General features: G+C 72.3%; 17 protein-coding genes, 6 tRNA genes, 1 pseudogene and 1 riboswitch. Of the genes and pseudogenes, 16 read left to right on the forward strand and 8 right to left on the reverse strand.

Annotation, left to right across the window (positions count from 1 at the left end; all coding sequences use genetic code 11):
* Positions 1–4 precede the first annotated feature (4 nt).
* From DWB68_RS10980 to DWB68_RS11005, 6 genes are all read right to left on the reverse strand, one after another.
* Positions 5–78: transfer RNA gene (locus DWB68_RS10980), tRNA-Gly, on the reverse strand.
* 31 nt (positions 79–109) lie between these two features.
* Positions 110–181 (reverse strand) — tRNA-Val (locus DWB68_RS10985).
* A 43-nt stretch (positions 182–224) separates the two neighbouring features.
* Positions 225–298 (reverse strand) — tRNA-Gly (locus DWB68_RS10990).
* A 28-nt stretch (positions 299–326) separates the two neighbouring features.
* Positions 327–398, reverse strand: a tRNA-Val gene (locus DWB68_RS10995).
* Between the two features lie 23 nt (positions 399–421).
* Positions 422–495, reverse strand: a tRNA-Cys gene (locus DWB68_RS11000).
* A gap of 49 nt (positions 496–544) precedes the next feature.
* Positions 545–618: transfer RNA gene (locus DWB68_RS11005), tRNA-Gly, on the reverse strand.
* 208 nt (positions 619–826) lie between these two features.
* On the opposite strand from DWB68_RS11005, the gene DWB68_RS11010 reads away from it, so the two are divergent.
* From DWB68_RS11010 to rpe, 5 genes are all read left to right on the forward strand, one after another.
* Entirely contained in the window at positions 827–1,672 is an 846-nt protein-coding gene (locus DWB68_RS11010; protein ID WP_119425182.1) for a PD-(D/E)XK nuclease family protein, read from the forward strand.
* Positions 1,673–1,792: 120 nt separating this feature from the next.
* Positions 1,793–2,404, forward strand: coding sequence for a peptide deformylase (gene def / locus DWB68_RS11015; RefSeq protein WP_119425226.1), 612 nt, complete (start codon positions 1,793–1,795; stop codon positions 2,402–2,404).
* A complete protein-coding gene (gene fmt, locus DWB68_RS11020) occupies positions 2,401–3,333 on the forward strand; it encodes a methionyl-tRNA formyltransferase (protein ID WP_119425183.1) in 933 nt (310 codons plus the stop codon). The genes def and fmt overlap by 4 nt, the downstream gene beginning before the upstream one ends.
* Positions 3,330–4,961: an RsmB/NOP family class I SAM-dependent RNA methyltransferase gene (locus DWB68_RS11025; RefSeq protein ID WP_119425184.1), complete on the forward strand. Its 1,632-nt coding sequence runs from the start codon at positions 3,330–3,332 to the stop codon at positions 4,959–4,961. Before fmt ends, DWB68_RS11025 begins: the two co-directional genes overlap by 4 nt.
* A 32-nt stretch (positions 4,962–4,993) precedes the next feature.
* On the forward strand, positions 4,994–5,656 hold the full coding sequence (gene rpe / locus DWB68_RS11030; RefSeq protein WP_119425185.1) for a ribulose-phosphate 3-epimerase: 663 nt from the start codon (positions 4,994–4,996) through the stop codon (positions 5,654–5,656).
* A gap of 43 nt (positions 5,657–5,699) precedes the next feature.
* Here rpe and DWB68_RS11035 read toward each other — a convergent pair whose 3' ends face one another.
* The gene (locus DWB68_RS11035; RefSeq protein WP_119425186.1) at positions 5,700–5,882 is read right to left on the reverse strand and encodes a hypothetical protein; all 183 of its coding nucleotides are present in this window, start codon (positions 5,880–5,882) and stop codon (positions 5,700–5,702) included.
* 102 nt (positions 5,883–5,984) lie between these two features.
* A riboswitch (FMN riboswitch) is annotated at positions 5,985–6,133 on the forward strand.
* 122 nt (positions 6,134–6,255) lie between these two features.
* On the opposite strand from DWB68_RS11035, the gene pnuC reads away from it, so the two are divergent.
* The 10 genes and pseudogenes from pnuC (at position 6,256) to hisF (ending at position 12,628) form a co-directional block, all read left to right on the forward strand.
* Positions 6,256–6,969 carry a nicotinamide riboside transporter PnuC gene (pnuC, locus tag DWB68_RS11040; protein ID WP_119425187.1) on the forward strand — a complete coding sequence of 238 codons (714 nt, stop codon included), beginning with the start codon at positions 6,256–6,258 and terminating at the stop codon, positions 6,967–6,969.
* A gap of 4 nt (positions 6,970–6,973) precedes the next feature.
* Positions 6,974–7,327 (forward strand): hypothetical protein, encoded by a 354-nt coding sequence (locus tag DWB68_RS16780; RefSeq protein ID WP_233548758.1) that lies wholly within the window; start codon positions 6,974–6,976, stop codon positions 7,325–7,327.
* 30 nt (positions 7,328–7,357) lie between these two features.
* Entirely contained in the window at positions 7,358–8,008 is a 651-nt protein-coding gene (locus DWB68_RS16785) for a RibD family protein (RefSeq protein WP_233548759.1), read from the forward strand.
* Positions 8,009–8,117: 109 nt separating this feature from the next.
* Positions 8,118–8,756, forward strand: coding sequence for a riboflavin synthase (locus DWB68_RS11050; RefSeq protein ID WP_119425188.1), 639 nt, complete (start codon positions 8,118–8,120; stop codon positions 8,754–8,756).
* Positions 8,753–9,297 (forward strand): annotated as a pseudogene (locus tag DWB68_RS16790) (3,4-dihydroxy-2-butanone-4-phosphate synthase); the annotation flags it as partial. The gene DWB68_RS11050 and the pseudogene DWB68_RS16790, both read left to right, overlap by 4 nt.
* Before the next feature lie 144 nt (positions 9,298–9,441).
* A complete protein-coding gene (gene ribA, locus DWB68_RS16795) occupies positions 9,442–9,960 on the forward strand; it encodes a GTP cyclohydrolase II RibA (RefSeq protein ID WP_233548765.1) in 519 nt (172 codons plus the stop codon).
* Positions 9,957–10,460: a 6,7-dimethyl-8-ribityllumazine synthase gene (ribH, locus tag DWB68_RS11060; RefSeq protein WP_233548760.1), complete on the forward strand. Its 504-nt coding sequence runs from the start codon at positions 9,957–9,959 to the stop codon at positions 10,458–10,460. The genes ribA and ribH overlap by 4 nt, the downstream gene beginning before the upstream one ends.
* A gap of 120 nt (positions 10,461–10,580) precedes the next feature.
* Positions 10,581–10,844: a phosphoribosyl-ATP diphosphatase gene (locus DWB68_RS11065; protein WP_119425189.1), complete on the forward strand. Its 264-nt coding sequence runs from the start codon at positions 10,581–10,583 to the stop codon at positions 10,842–10,844.
* Between the two features lie 119 nt (positions 10,845–10,963).
* Positions 10,964–11,812 (forward strand): ATP phosphoribosyltransferase, encoded by an 849-nt coding sequence (hisG, locus tag DWB68_RS11070; protein WP_119425190.1) that lies wholly within the window; start codon positions 10,964–10,966, stop codon positions 11,810–11,812.
* A 45-nt stretch (positions 11,813–11,857) separates the two neighbouring features.
* Positions 11,858–12,628: an imidazole glycerol phosphate synthase subunit HisF gene (gene hisF / locus DWB68_RS11075; RefSeq protein ID WP_119425191.1), complete on the forward strand. Its 771-nt coding sequence runs from the start codon at positions 11,858–11,860 to the stop codon at positions 12,626–12,628.
* A gap of 96 nt (positions 12,629–12,724) precedes the next feature.
* On the opposite strand, the gene DWB68_RS11080 is transcribed toward hisF, so the two are convergent.
* The gene (locus DWB68_RS11080; protein WP_119425192.1) at positions 12,725–13,366 is read right to left on the reverse strand and encodes a TIGR03085 family metal-binding protein; all 642 of its coding nucleotides are present in this window, start codon (positions 13,364–13,366) and stop codon (positions 12,725–12,727) included.
* An 89-nt stretch (positions 13,367–13,455) separates the two neighbouring features.
* Between DWB68_RS11080 and hisI the strand changes: the two genes are divergently transcribed.
* Entirely contained in the window at positions 13,456–13,866 is a 411-nt protein-coding gene (gene hisI, locus DWB68_RS11085) for a phosphoribosyl-AMP cyclohydrolase (protein ID WP_119425193.1), read from the forward strand.

Genomic DNA, 13,866 nt, shown 5'->3' on the forward strand with positions numbered 1-13,866 from the left:
TGCGAGCGGACAACGGGATTCGAACCCGCGACCTCCACCTTGGCAAGGTGGCGCTCTAGCCAGCTGAGCTATGTCCGCATGTCTGGTCTGAACCCAAGGGTTCCTACCGTGCGCGATACTGGGATCGAACCAGTGACCTCTTCCGTGTCAGGGAAGCGCGCTACCGCTGCGCTAATCGCGCCTGCTGCTGTCAACCCCCGCGAGGGAGAATCGAGATTCAGACGAGCGGACAACGGGATTCGAACCCGCGACCTCCACCTTGGCAAGGTGGCGCTCTAGCCAGCTGAGCTATGTCCGCGTAAAACCTGGTCAGAGACCGAGTTTCGTGCGCGATACTGGGATCGAACCAGTGACCTCTTCCGTGTCAGGGAAGCGCGCTACCGCTGCGCTAATCGCGCCCATATGGGCTGCATTTCACTTGTGGAGGTGGGGACGGGATTCGAACCCGCGTATACGGCTTTGCAGGCCGCTGCCTCGCCTCTCGGCCACCCCACCATGTCCGTGCGAGCACGGTGTCCGGCGAACCGGATTCAAGTGAATTGCGAGCGGACAACGGGATTCGAACCCGCGACCTCCACCTTGGCAAGGTGGCGCTCTAGCCAGCTGAGCTATGTCCGCATGTGGTGCTTCGTTCTTGGCTCATCTCGAGGTCTTCGAGAGGATCAAGCGCGTCGTTCCAACGAGTGAAGACTCTAACGCATCCGGCGGGCATCCTCCAAATCGGGGCTTCCTCCCTCGATGCAATCGCGTTTTGTTTTGGGTCCGGAATTCCAAAGATCCCTGCGCCCCGGCCCGCCTGTCGGCCCACCGTGTGAGGATGGGCGGCATGACCCAGCCGCAGCTTGCCCACGCCACCGACTTCGGCCGGATGTACTCCCGCCAGGTCGGTGGCCTTCCGGAGGTCCCCTCCATCACCACCGTCATTGGGCAGGCGCCGCCGGACCTCGCCGGCTGGGCCGGTCACATGGCGGCGACCGCCGTGGTGCAGGACGCCCGCCTGGGGAACGCGCTCGGCTCGCCGGCCCAGCTGCGCTCCATCGCCCGTGACGCCTCCTCCGCCGCCGAGCGGTATCGGGACGAGGCGGCCGCGCGAGGCGACCGCGTGCACGCCTACGCGGAGCAGGTGGCGCTGCGCCAGCTCGGGCAGGTGCACGACGTCGCCGGCCACCGCGAGGTCCTCAAGGCACACGGCGAGGGTGCCTTTGCGGATCGCTTCGATGAATGGTGGGACGCCTATGAGGTGCAGCCGCTGGCCCCGGAGATCACGGTGTGGAACCACGAGGTGGGCTACGCGGGAACCCTCGACCTGGTCGCCAAGATCGGCGGGCGCGTCTGCCTGATCGACTACAAGACCAAGGGCACCTCGCGGGACGGGCGGGTGAAGCCGCTGGATCCCAAGGTCGTGATGCAGCTCGCGGCGGGGGCCCAAGCGCAGGAACAGCTCGTGGACGGCGCGCGGGGCGCGTGGGAGCCCTGGCCGCACGCCAAGGACGTTGTCTTGCTCGGCGTGGCCCTGGGGGAGACCGAGGTGCTCACGCAACGGGCGCAGGACGCCGTGCTCCCCGCCTCCTGGCGGCGCTTCTGGGCGCTGCGCCAGGTCTGGGAGGCGGGGCACCAGCTCGCCGGCCTCGGACCGGCCCTGCGCCCCGTGCCGCCGCCGGCCGGAGCCTGATCCCGGCGCGGGGCGCCCCGCGACGCCGGCCACGGCCGCCCGCCGCCGCGCTGGCCCTAAACTTGGGGTGGTGCCGTGCGTTCGGTGCCGCCGTTGATGACCTTTCAGGAGGACCTCCCCGTGACGATCCTGGCCGTGCGCCTGGTGGGCGACCCCGTGTTGCGCACCCCGGCCGACGCCGTGGCGCGCTTCGACGACACCCTCGCCAAGCTCGCCGCAGACATGCACGAGACGATGGAGGAGGTCGCCGGCGTGGGCCTGGCGGGCCCCCAGGTGGGCGTGAGCCTGCGCATCTTCACCTATCACGTGGGTGAGGAGCGAGGGACGGTCTGCAACCCCGTCGTCGAGGTGCTCGGCGGCGCAGACGCCCGCATCGACCACGGCTCCGAGGGCTGCCTCTCCGTCCCCGGTCTCGGCTTCCCGCTCGATCGGCCCGCCCGCGTGCGGGTCACGGGCCAGGACATCACCGGTGCCCCGCTCGAGCTCGAGGGCGAGGGGCTCCTGGCCCGCTGCTTCCAGCATGAGACGGATCACCTGGGCGGGACGCTCTACGTCGACAAGCTCTCGGGCGAGGAGCGCAAGCGTGCCTGGCGCGCCATCCGCGAGGAGGGCTTCGAGGCCAACGCCCAGTCCGTGCTGCAGGAGCGCGCCAGCGCTGTCGGCAGCGCCTTCGGTGGGGCCTCCTTCGGCGGTTCGGCCTTCGGTGCGGCGGCCCAGGGAGGCCTCAAATGAGCCGCCTCATCTATGCGGGAACCCCCGAGACGGCCGTGGCTCCCTTGCGCCGGCTCCTCGCCGACGGCCACGAGATCGTCGCCGTCCTCACCCGCCCCGACGCGCCGCTCGGGCGCAAGCGCGTCCTGACCCCCTCGCCCGTGGCGCAGGAGGCGGCCGCCCACGGCCTGCCCGTGATCAAGGCCACGCGCATCGACGATGAGACGCACGCCGCGATCGCAGCGCTCGACGCCGAGCTCGCCGTGGTGGTCGCCTACGGCGGGCTGATCCCGCGCCGCACGCTCGACGCCGTGCGGCACGGCTGGGTCAATCTGCACTTCTCGCTGCTCCCGCTGCTGCGCGGCGCGGCGCCGGTCCAGCACGCGCTGATCCAGTGCCACGACATCACGGGCGCGAGCGTCTTCCTCCTCGAGGAGGGCCTGGACACGGGCCCCATGCTCGGCATGATGACCGAGGCGGTGCGGCCCGAGGACACCACCGGCTCCCTGCTTCAGCGCCTGTCCGAGGCCGGATCCGAGCTGCTCTCGCAGGCCGTGGTGGGCTATCTCGCCGGCCAGGTCACTCCGGTGGCACAGAGCGGCGAGCCGACCTTCGCCCCCAAGCTGGGGCGCGAGGACGGCCGCATCGATTTTGCCCAGGCCGCGAAGGCGGTGCACGGGCGCATTGCCGGCGTCACTCCGGAGCCGGGTGCCTACACCGAGCTGGACGGCGCGGTGCTCAAGCTCGGCGCCGTTGCCCTCGTGCCCGAGGTCGACGACCTGGCTCCGGGCGAGCTGCGCGTGGAGCCGGGCAAGCGCCCGCGCGTGCTCGTGGGCACCGGTTCCCACGCCGTAGCCCTCGGCCAGGTGCAGCCGGCCGGAAAGAAGATGATGGCCGCCGCCGATTGGGCGCGCGGTCTCCACGACAACACGAAGGTGAGGCTCGGATGAGCGGCGCAGGCGAGAACAACGAACGCCGCTCCGGCCAGGGGCGAGGCGGCAACGCCGGTGGCGGCCGCGACGGTCAGGGCCGCTCCGGCGGTACGCGCCGCGGCTCGCGCGGTTCCGGCGGCTCCGACCGCCGCGACGCGGCCGGCCGCCAGCGTCACCGCGGCCAGGGCGACGGCCCGCGCCAGTACGGAACGCTGAACCCGTCCGAGCGTGCCCGCACGGCCGACCCCTCCCGCGCGGCGGCCTACGAGGTGCTGCGCGCCGTCCAGGACGACGACGCCTACGCCAACCTGGCGCTGCCCGCCGCCATCCGCCGCCACGGCCTGGACAAGCGTGACGCCGGCTTCGCCACCGAGCTCACCTACGGCGCCCTGCGCGGCCTGGGCCGGCTCGACGCCGTCATCGCGATGTGCACGGACCGCAAGCTCAAGCAGATCGACCCGAACGTGCTCGACGCCCTGCGCCTCGGCACCTACCAGCTGCTCGACATGCGCGTTCCGGCGCACGCCGCCCTCTCCGCCACGGTGGCGCTCACACGCGACAAGGTCGGCGCCGGCGCGGGTGGCTTCGTCAACGCCGTGCTGCGCCGCGTGAGCGAGCGGGAGACGGAGGAGTGGGACGCCGCGATCGTCGACGCGGCCAAGGACGAGACGGCGCGCCTGAGCGTGCTGACCTCGCACCCCGAGTGGATCGTGCGCGCCCTGCGCGGCGCCTTGACGACGCACGGGCGCGAAGCGGCGGAGCTGCCCGAGCTGCTCGAGGCCGATAACGCGGCGCCCGTCGTCAACCTCGTGGCCCTGCCAGGGCTCGGCGACATCGAGGCGCTCGAGGAGGCCGGCGCAGTGCGCTCGGAACTCGTGCCGGGTGCCCTTCTGGCCGAGGCCGGGGGAGACCCGGCCCGCCTGCCGGGCGTGGACGCCGGCGCGGCCCGCGTGCAGGACGCCGGTTCGCAGCTCGTGGCGCGCGCTCTGGCGGGCGCGGAGCTGCCCGCGGGGGATCGTGACGTCGCCTGGCTCGACATGTGCGCCGGCCCCGGCGGCAAGGCTGCCCTCTTGGGCGCCCTCGCGGCCGAGCGTGGCGCCCACCTCGAGGCCAACGAGGTGGCGCAGCACCGCGCCAAGCTCGTGGTCGAGGGCATGCGCGCCGTGGAGCAGGACGCCTGGCACGTGGAGGTCGGCGACGGCCGCCGCTACGGCAAGGAGGCCCCCGGCTTCTTCGACCGCATCATGCTGGACGCCCCGTGCTCCGGCCTGGGTGCCCTGCGCCGCCGGCCCGAGGCGCGCTGGCGCAAGCAGCCGAGCGACATCCCGGCGCTGAGCGCCCTGCAGGAGGAGCTGCTGCTCGCGGGCCTGGACGCCCTGCGCCCCGGCGGCGTGCTCGCCTACGTCACGTGCTCCCCGCACCCGGCCGAGACCCTGGCCGTCGTCGAGGCGGTGCTACACCGGCGCAAGGACGTCCGCCTGCTCGATACGGGGGCGGCCGTCGACTCAGCGGCGCTCCCCGCGACGGTTGCTGCGACGCGCCCCGCGGATGCGACGATCGGTTCCGACACGGGTTCGAGCGTTCAGCTGTTCCCGCACGCGCACGGCACCGACGCGATGTTCATGGCGCTTCTGACGCGCGACTGAGCCCACCCCCACCCACCCCCAGGAGTTGAAGCATGAGCCAGGCCTGCAGCATCCATCCGAGCATCCTCTCCGCCGACTTCATGAACCTGGAGTCGGAGCTCACCGCGATCGCGAGCGCGGATGCCGTGCACGTGGACGTCATGGACAACCACTTCGTGCCGAACCTCACGCTGGGTCTTCCGCTCGTCGAGGGGATCCAGCGGGTGTCGCCGATCCCGCTTGACGTGCACCTCATGATCAGCGATCCCGATCGCTGGGCGCCGGCCTACGCCGAGGCCGGCGCCGCGTCGGTGACCTTCCATGCTGAGGCGGCGACAGCTCCGATCAAGCTGGCGCGTACCCTGCGCTCGCTGGGGGCGAAGTCCTCGATGGCGTTGCGCCCCGTCACGGCGCTGGAGCCCTACATCGACATGCTGCCGGAGCTCGACATGCTCCTGCTCATGACGGTGGAACCGGGCTTTGGCGGGCAGGCCTTCCTCGACGTCGTGGTGCCCAAGATCCGTCGCGCCCGCGCGGCGATCGACGGATCCGGCGCCAGCGTCGCGCTGCAGGTGGACGGCGGAGTGACGGCCGAGACGATCAAGATCGCGGCCGAGGCCGGGGCAGACACCTTCGTGGCAGGTTCCTCCGTCTACGGGTCGGACGACGTCGCGGCGGCCATCGCCGGGTTGAGGGCGTCCGCCGCGGCGCTCTGAGGACCGGCTGGACGCCCGCGCGCCGCGCGGCCCGGCCGCAGCGTCACCACGCTGTATCGCACCGGACCGTGCCCGCCGCTGGCCCCTCCACGAGGCCGGGGCGAAGCCGCATGGCCGGCCACGCGTCGCCCGGCCAGATGGTCGACGGGGCGAGCAGCTCGTCGATGGCCCACCCCGCTTGGCTCACGGGCACGGGCAACACGCGTCGGTGGACGTTGAGCACCATGCCATCAGGGTACGACCGATCCCTCGGTCACATCCGGTCACACTCGCTTCACGCGGATTTCGCTTGAGCCATCAACGGTGCTTTCATGGACGCACACACATCAACGTGCTCCGGGGTCGGTGAAATTCCGAACCGGCGGTGATAGTCCGCGACCCGCTCGCTCCACTCGCCTCGACGTAGGCGAAATGCGAATGGTTGAACCGGTGGAATTCCGGTACCGACAGTCAAAGTCTGGATGGGAGAAGCACGAATGGGGCCTTTCGGGCCGCATCAGTCGTTGATGGTGCCCGTTCTGGGCACCCTCGCGTCCTGACGCGCACGAAGTCCTTAACGTTCCCCCGGAGCCGCCGCTAGGTTTCGAGAGGAGAACAACATGGATTTCCTGCGGTGGCTCACTGACGCCTTCAACTCTTACTTCACCCTGCCGGGTGGCCAAACCTTGCTCGTTCGCGAGGTAATCGGCAACGTCTTCGGCCTCACGAGCGCCCTCGGCGGCATGCGCCGCAAGGTGTGGGCGTGGCCCGTGGGCATCATCGGCAATCTGCTCCTGCTCACGGTCTTCCTGAGCACCCTGCTCAACCCCGCCAGCGACGCGCCGAGCCTGCTCGGCCAGGCCGGCCGCCAGATCATGTTCATCGCGGTGTCGGTCTACGGCTGGGTGCAGTGGAAGCGCGCCAAGAACGAGGGCGGCACGGCCGTGACGCCGCGCTGGGCCTCGTGGCCCACCCGCATCGGGCTGATCGCCGCGATGCTGATCGGCACGGTGGCCTTGACGCCCCTCTTCCGCGCGCTGGGCTCCTACGATCCCGTCTGGGCCGACGCCTGGACCTTCGTCGGCTCGCTGCTGGCGACCTGGGGCATGGCCAAGGGGTGGACCGAGTTCTGGCTCATCTGGGTCGCGGTCGACGTCGTGGGCGTGCCGCTGCTCTTCAGCGCCGGCTACTACGCGACGGCCTTCATGTACCTCTTCTACGGCTGCTTCACGGTGATCGGCTTCATCGTGTGGGCCCGCGCCAACAAGCACGACAAGCCCTCCGTGGAGACCAGGCACCTGGATCCCACGCTGGGCCCCGGCAACGCCGCCTGAGGCCATGAGCCTGGCCACCCCCGCCCGCTGGGCCGGGGCTCTTGCCGAGGCGGAGGCCCAAGCGCTGCGCGGCACGAGGGGAGCCAACCCGCTCGTGGGCGCCGTGGTGCTGGCCCCCGGCGGAGAGCTCGTCGCCGCCGGCTTCCACCGGGGCGCTGGGCATCCCCACGCCGAGGTCGAGGCCCTGGCCGCGCTCCCACCGCACTGGCGCGCACTGGCCGCTGAGCTCACGCTCGTGGTCACCCTCGAGCCGTGCCGCCTCAGCGGCCGGACGGGTCCGTGCGTGCGGGCCATCCTCGACGCCGGGATCGGTCGCGTGGTCTATGCGGCCCCCGACCCCACCCCCAACGCCGGCTGAGGGCGCGAGCTCGCAGCGGCGGGGGTCGAGGTGCACGCCGACGCCGATCCCGCCTCCGCCGGTCGCCTCAAGGCGCGGTGGGAGCTGGCCCGGGCGGCCGGACGGCCCTTCGCCACGGCCCACCTGGCCCAGAGCCTCGACGCCAAGGTCGCCGACGCCCAGGGCAGGGGGCGCTGGATCACCTCGCCCCAGGCCCTCGAGCATGCGCACGGCGTGCGGGCGCGCGTGGGGGCCATCGTCGTAGGCACCGGGACGGTGCTCGCCGACGACGCGGCCCTCACGGTCCGGCTTCCCGGCGAGCCGGAACGCGAGCTGCCCGGCGTGGTGGCCGGCGCCTCGCCCGTGTCGGCCAGCCACCGGCTGGCCGTCCGCGCGGCGGAGGGCGGCGCCGTCGTGCGGGTGCCCGCCCACGATCCGTTCTCCGTGCTCACGGCGAGCGGGGCGGATCACGTCCTGCTCGAGGGTGGCCCGACCCTCCTCGCGGCGTTCATCGAGGCCGATCTGGTGGACGAGCTCTACCTCTATGTCGCCCCCGCGTTCCTCGGCCCGGGCGTTGACGCGACGGCGGCCTTGGCCGCACGTCCCGTCCGCGATCCGGTGCGCTGGAGTCCCGATCCGGCCGGGCGGGAGCCCGAGCGGCTCGGTCCCGACCTCTTGCTCCATCTGAGCCCCGCCGCCTGAGCCCCGGCTCCTCCGGCGCCCCCTTCATCACCTTCGTTCAGCGACGCGCACCGACGCGGCGCCATCCCCGCGCACCCTCGTGCGGCCGCGGGGAAGGAAAGGACAACTCATGTTTACCGGCATCATCGAGGCGCGCGGCGGCGTCGTCTCGCTCGACTTCACCGCCCCGAGCCTGGCCCGCCTCACGGTGGCCGGCCCCGCCTGGCTCGGCACCGCGCCGCTCGGTTCCTCCATCGCGGTCGACGGCGCGTGCCTCACCGTGATCGGGCGCGACGCCGCCGGCGGCGGCGCGAGCGCCAGCTTCGAGGTCATGCTCGAGACCCTCGAGCTCACGAGCCTCGGCGCGCTGGCGCCGGGGCACGCGGTCAACCTCGAACGCGCCCTGGCCGCGGACGGGCGCTTGGACGGCCACGTGGTCCAAGGTCACGTGGACGGCGTGGGCGAGCTCCTCGAACGCACCGACGAGCCGGGCGATGCGCGGCTGCGGGTCTCCCTGCCCGTCGGCCTCGCGGGCCTCGTGGCGAAGAAGGGCTCGATCGCCCTCTCCGGCGTCTCCCTGACCGTCGCGGAGGTCTCCACGCCCCACAGCGCCGAGGCCTGGTTCGAGGTGGCCCTCATCCCCGCCACGCTGGAGGCCACGACGCTCGGCACCGCCGTTCCGGGGGAGCGGCTCAACCTGGAGGCCGACGTCCTGGCCCGCTACGCCGCCCGCCTCGCGGACGTCGCCGCCCAGGCGGTGCAGGCATGAGCGCCGCACCCGGCCGCGACGCCGCGGCGCGCCTGCTGCTCGCGCTCGAGGAACTGCGCCGGGGGCGCCCCGTGCTCGTGAGTGACGACGCCGACCGCGAGGACGAGGCGGACCTCATCCTCGCGGCCTCGAACGCCACGGCGGAGTGGGTGGGCTTCCTCGTGCGGCACACCTCGGGGTGCTGTGCGCGCCCATGCCGGGTACCCGCGCCGCCGCGCTGGGTCTGCCGCCCATGGTCGCGAACAACGAGGACCCCAAGGGGACGGCCTACGCCGTCTCGTGCGACGCCGTGGGGGTGGGCACGGGCATCGGCGCCGCCGAGCGCGCGCTCACGCTGCGCACCCTGGCCGATCCAGACGCCGGGCCCGAACGGCTCACGCGCCCCGGCCACGTCTTCCCGCTCGCCGCCCACCCGGAGGGCCTGCGCGGCAGGCGCGGGCATACGGAGGCGGCTGTGGAACTCAGCCGGCTCGCCGGTCTCGGCGAGGTGGGCGTCATCGGCGAGCCCGTGGGGGAGGACGGACAGGTCCTGCGCGGTGCCGAGGTGCTGGCCTTTGCCGCGACGCACGGGCTCGTGGACCTTGATCTCGACGACATCGCGGCCGGCGGCTTCGGTCCGTGGGCCGCGCTCCCCAGCGAGCACGGCGCCCTGCGGGTGGCCGCGTGGGGCTCGGACGCCGCCCCCGTGCTCTGGATCGAGGCCGCGGCCGGCGCCCGCCGGGCCGAGGCCGGCGAGGCGCCGCTCGTGCGCCTGCACTCCGAGTGCCTCACCTCCGAGGCCCTCGGCTCGCTGCGGTGCGATTGCCGCGAGCAGCTGGGGGAGGCCCTGGGGCTGGCGGCGCGGGGAGAGGCGAGCGTGTTGTACCTGCGCGGCCACGAGTGGCGCGGCATCGGCCTCGCCCAGAAGCTCAGCGCCTACGCCCTGCAGGACGCCGGAGCCGACACGGTCGAGGCCAACCTCGCGCTGGGGCGGGAGGCCGATGAACGCGGCTTCGCCCACGCGGCCACCGCCCTGACGGCCCGCGGGCTGCGCCGCGTGCGGCTACTGAGCAACAACCCGGCCAAGGCCGAGGCGCTGCGGGAGCACGGCATCGAGGTCGTGGGGATGGTCCCCACGCTGCGGGTCACGCACCCGGAGGCCATCCATTATCTGGAGACGAAGGAGCACAAGATGGGTCATCTGTTCAACGGGGCGACGGCGTGAGCGGCGCGGGGGCGCCGTTCAGCGCAGCGGGCGGCTCGGCGGGCGGCTCCGCGGGCGCCGCCACGCGGCGGCCGCCGCGGCCCGGCTTCGCCCTGGCCGTGCTGGCCACGCGTTGGAACGCCGACATCGTGGAGCTGCTGGTCGACGGCGCGCTGCGGGCGGCCCGGGACGAGGGGATCGAGGACCCCCGGGTCCATTACGTCGACGGGGCCCTCGAGCTGCCGCTCGCGGCGGCCCGGCTGGCCGGCACCGCCGACGCCGTCGTGGCGCTCGGCGCCGTCATCGAGGGGGAGACCCCGCACTTCGAGCACGTCTGCCGCTTCGCCGTGGACGGGCTCGGCCGCGTGGGCCTGGACACCGACACGGCCATCGGCAACGGCGTGCTCACGTGCCACACGCGCGAGCAGGCCCTGGCCCGCTCCGGCGGCGAGGGCGCCAGCGAGGACAAGGGCTACGAGGCGGCGCGCGCCGCCATCGACCTCGCCGGCCTGCGCCCCTAAGCCGGGCACCCGCCCGCCCGCTCAGGCGGGCGGGCGGCGGGAGCTGGCCACGCGACGTCGTGCACCTCACATGCGTCATGGGTTCGGGGAGGGAGGGGGCCGCGCGGTAGATTGGAAGGCGTGAAAACCTTCGAATCGCTTTTTGCGGAGCTCTCCGCCAAGGCGCAGGAACGCCCCGAGGGATCGGGAACCGTGGCCGAGCTGGACGCCGGCGTGCACTTCATCGGTAAGAAGATCGTCGAGGAGGCCGCCGAAGTGTGGATGGCCTCCGAGTACGAGACGCTGGATGAAGCCGCCGAGGAAATGTCGCAGCTCCTCTACCACCTCCAGGTGATGATGCTCGCCAAGGGCATCTCCCTCGAGGACGTCTACAAGCACCTGTAGCCGCCGCGGCGCTCACGCGCCCGGCGGCCGCCCCGCCCCACTTTTGACTGCGCCCGGCCCCGGCCGGAGAGCGCACCCCTAGCGCCTCAAGGCGGGCGCACCCCAGGAAGGCTTGAACCATGCTCCGCATCGCCGTGCCCAATAAGGGCTCCCTCTCCGACGCCGTGACCTCCATGCTGACGGAGGCCGGCTACCGCCAGCGCCGCGATTCCCGCGAACTGGCCATCACCGATCCCGAGAACGAGATCGAATTCTTCTACCTCCGCCCGCGCGACATCGCCGTGTACGTAGGCCGCGGTGTGCTGGACCTCGGCATCACGGGGCGCGATCTGTTCCTCGACGCCGATGTCAACGGCGACGCCGAGGAGCTCATGCCGCTCGGCATCGGCAAGTCGACGTTCCGTTTTGCCGGCCCGGCCGGCACCTTCACTGACACGGAGCAGCTGTGCGGCAAGCGCATCGCCACGAGCTACCGCGTGCTCGTGGATCACTTCCTGAAGGAGCAGGGCATCGACGCCAGCACCGTCCGCCTGGACGGAGCGATCGAGACCTCGATCCGCCTCGGCGTGGCCGACGCGATCGCCGACGTCGTGGAGACCGGCTCCACCATGCGGGCGGCGGGCCTGGAGCCGTTCGGTGTGCCGCTCATGGAGTCGGAGGCCGTGCTGATCGGCCGCACCGGCCACCACCCGGCCGGCCTCGACGTGTTGCAGCGCCGCCTCACGGGCGTCCTCGTGGCCCGCCGCTACGTGCTGCTCGACTACGACATCCGCAAGGACCTCGTGGAGCAGGCCTCGGCGCTCACCCCCGGGCTCGAATCGCCCACGGTCTCCCCGCTCAAGGACTCGGAGTGGGTCGCCGTGCGCTCCATGGTGCGCAAGGAGACCACCAACCAGGTCATGGATTCCCTCTACGATCTGGGCGCCCGCGCCATCCTCGTGACGGCGATCAACGCCTGCCGCATCTGAGCGCCGGCCCGCCCTGCCCCGTCAACGCCAGCCCGAAAGAGCATCATGTCCGTCGCTATTCGCGTGATTCCCTGCCTCGACGTCGACAACGGCCGCGTGGTCAAGGGGGTGAACTTCGAGGGTCTGCGGGACGCCGGTGATCCCGTGGAGCTGGCCAAGCGCTACGGCCGCGCCGGTGCAGACGAACTCACCTTCCTCGACGTCACGGCCTCCTCTGGCAACCGCGAGACCGTCTTCGACGTCGTGGCGCGCGCGGCGGACGAGGTGTTCATCCCGCTGACGGCGGGCGGCGGCGTGCGCGCTGTGGCCGATGTAGACAAGCTGCTACGCGCGGGGGCCGACAAGGCCTCCATCAACACCGCCGCCGTGGTGCGCCCCGACGTCATCAACGAAATCACCCAGCGCTTCGGCTCGCAGGTGCTCACGCTCTCGCTCGATGCGAAGCGCTCGGACAAGGAGGGCCTGCCCTCCGGCTTCGAGGTGACCGTCAAAGGTGGACGCGAGGGCACGGGCATCGACGCCGTGGCCTGGGCGGCCGAGGCCGCGCGCCGCGGCGTGGGGGAGATCCTCCTGAACTCCATCGACGCCGATGGAACCAAGGACGGCTTCGACCTGGAGATGATCCGCGCCGTGCGCCGCGAGGTGAGCGTCCCGCTCATCGCCTCGGGCGGCGCGGGCAAGCCCGAGCACTTCGCCCCGGCCGTGGAGGCGGGGGCCGACGCGGTGCTGGCCGCCTCGGTCTTCCACTTCGGTCCGGACGACATGATCGCCACGGTCAAGGCGGCCATGCGCGCAGCCGGTCATGTGGTGCGCTGAGCTCTTTGATGCACGACGGCGTGTGGCGTCGCTCCCCTTGAGGGAGCGACGCCACACGCCGTCGTTGGCTGATGTCTTGGCAGTGGGGACGGCGCGTCAGACCGTGGGGCGGAAGCCGCGCAGGGCGGCGACCGCCTCGGGTGCGCCCTCGAAGGTCACGAGGGCGTGCTCGCCGCGCCCGTGCAGGTACAGGACAAGCTCGCCGATGCCGCCCGTGACGGCCACGGAGTCGGCGCCCCTGCGCGCGCGGGCACGCACACCGTCCGGCCGCACCAGGATGACGCCCACGGGGGCCTTGCGCAGTAGCACGGCGGAGCGTTGCAGCAGCTGGCCCCACAGCGCCGCGGCGTAGGCACCCTCGAGGGCGCGCGGCGCCCACTGCTCGCGCGCCCGGCGCACGTCCTCGGTGTGCACGAAATACTCGAGCAGATTCGCGGCAGCGTCCACCTTGGCCGCGCGCAGCGGGCTGAGCTTGCCGGGGCCGGCGCGGAAGGTCGCCACGAGCGCGGCGAAGTCGGCGGGGGAGGAGGCGGCGTCTGCCATCGAGGCGAGGCGGCGCTCCATGCCGGCCCGCAAGGGGCCGCCCACGATGCCGGCGGCCCAGACCGAGTGTTCGCGCAGCACGAGGTGGGCGGCGAGGTGCCGCGCCTCCCACCCCTCGCAGAGGGTTGGCGCGCTGGGGCCGGCCGCCAGCAGCGCTTCGGCCAGGGCATCGCGGGAAGAAAGTGCAAAGTCCATCCCGCCGAACGTAACACGGCGCGCGCCCGCGGGTTCCGGGCGACACCGCGTCGGTACCTTGCTGTGACCCGACGTACCATGGATGCACCATGTCTGAGCCTGTTTCCGACCCCCGCCCCGCCTCCCCGAACCTCGATGCGTCGATCTCCGAGGCGCTCTCGCTCAACGAGCACGGCCTGCTCGCCGCGATCGTCCAGCAGCACGACACCGGCGAGGTGCTCATGCTCGGGTGGATGGATCAGGAGGCGCTGCACCGCACGCTCAGCAGCGGCCGCGTGACCTTCTGGTCCCGCTCGCGCCGCGAGTACTGGCGCAAGGGCGACACCTCGGGGCACGTGCAGTACGTGCGCTCCGTGGCCCTCGATTGCGACGGCGACGCCCTGCTGGTGCGCGTCGATCAGGTCGGCGCCGCCTGCCACACCGGCACCCGCACGTGCTTCGACGGCCGCGATCTCGGTGCCGTCGTCGGCAGCGAGCTGCTGCGCCCCACCCAGTCCTAA

This window comes from Galactobacter valiniphilus (assembly GCF_003575975.1).
GTDB lineage: Bacteria > Actinomycetota > Actinomycetes > Actinomycetales > Micrococcaceae > Galactobacter > Galactobacter valiniphilus.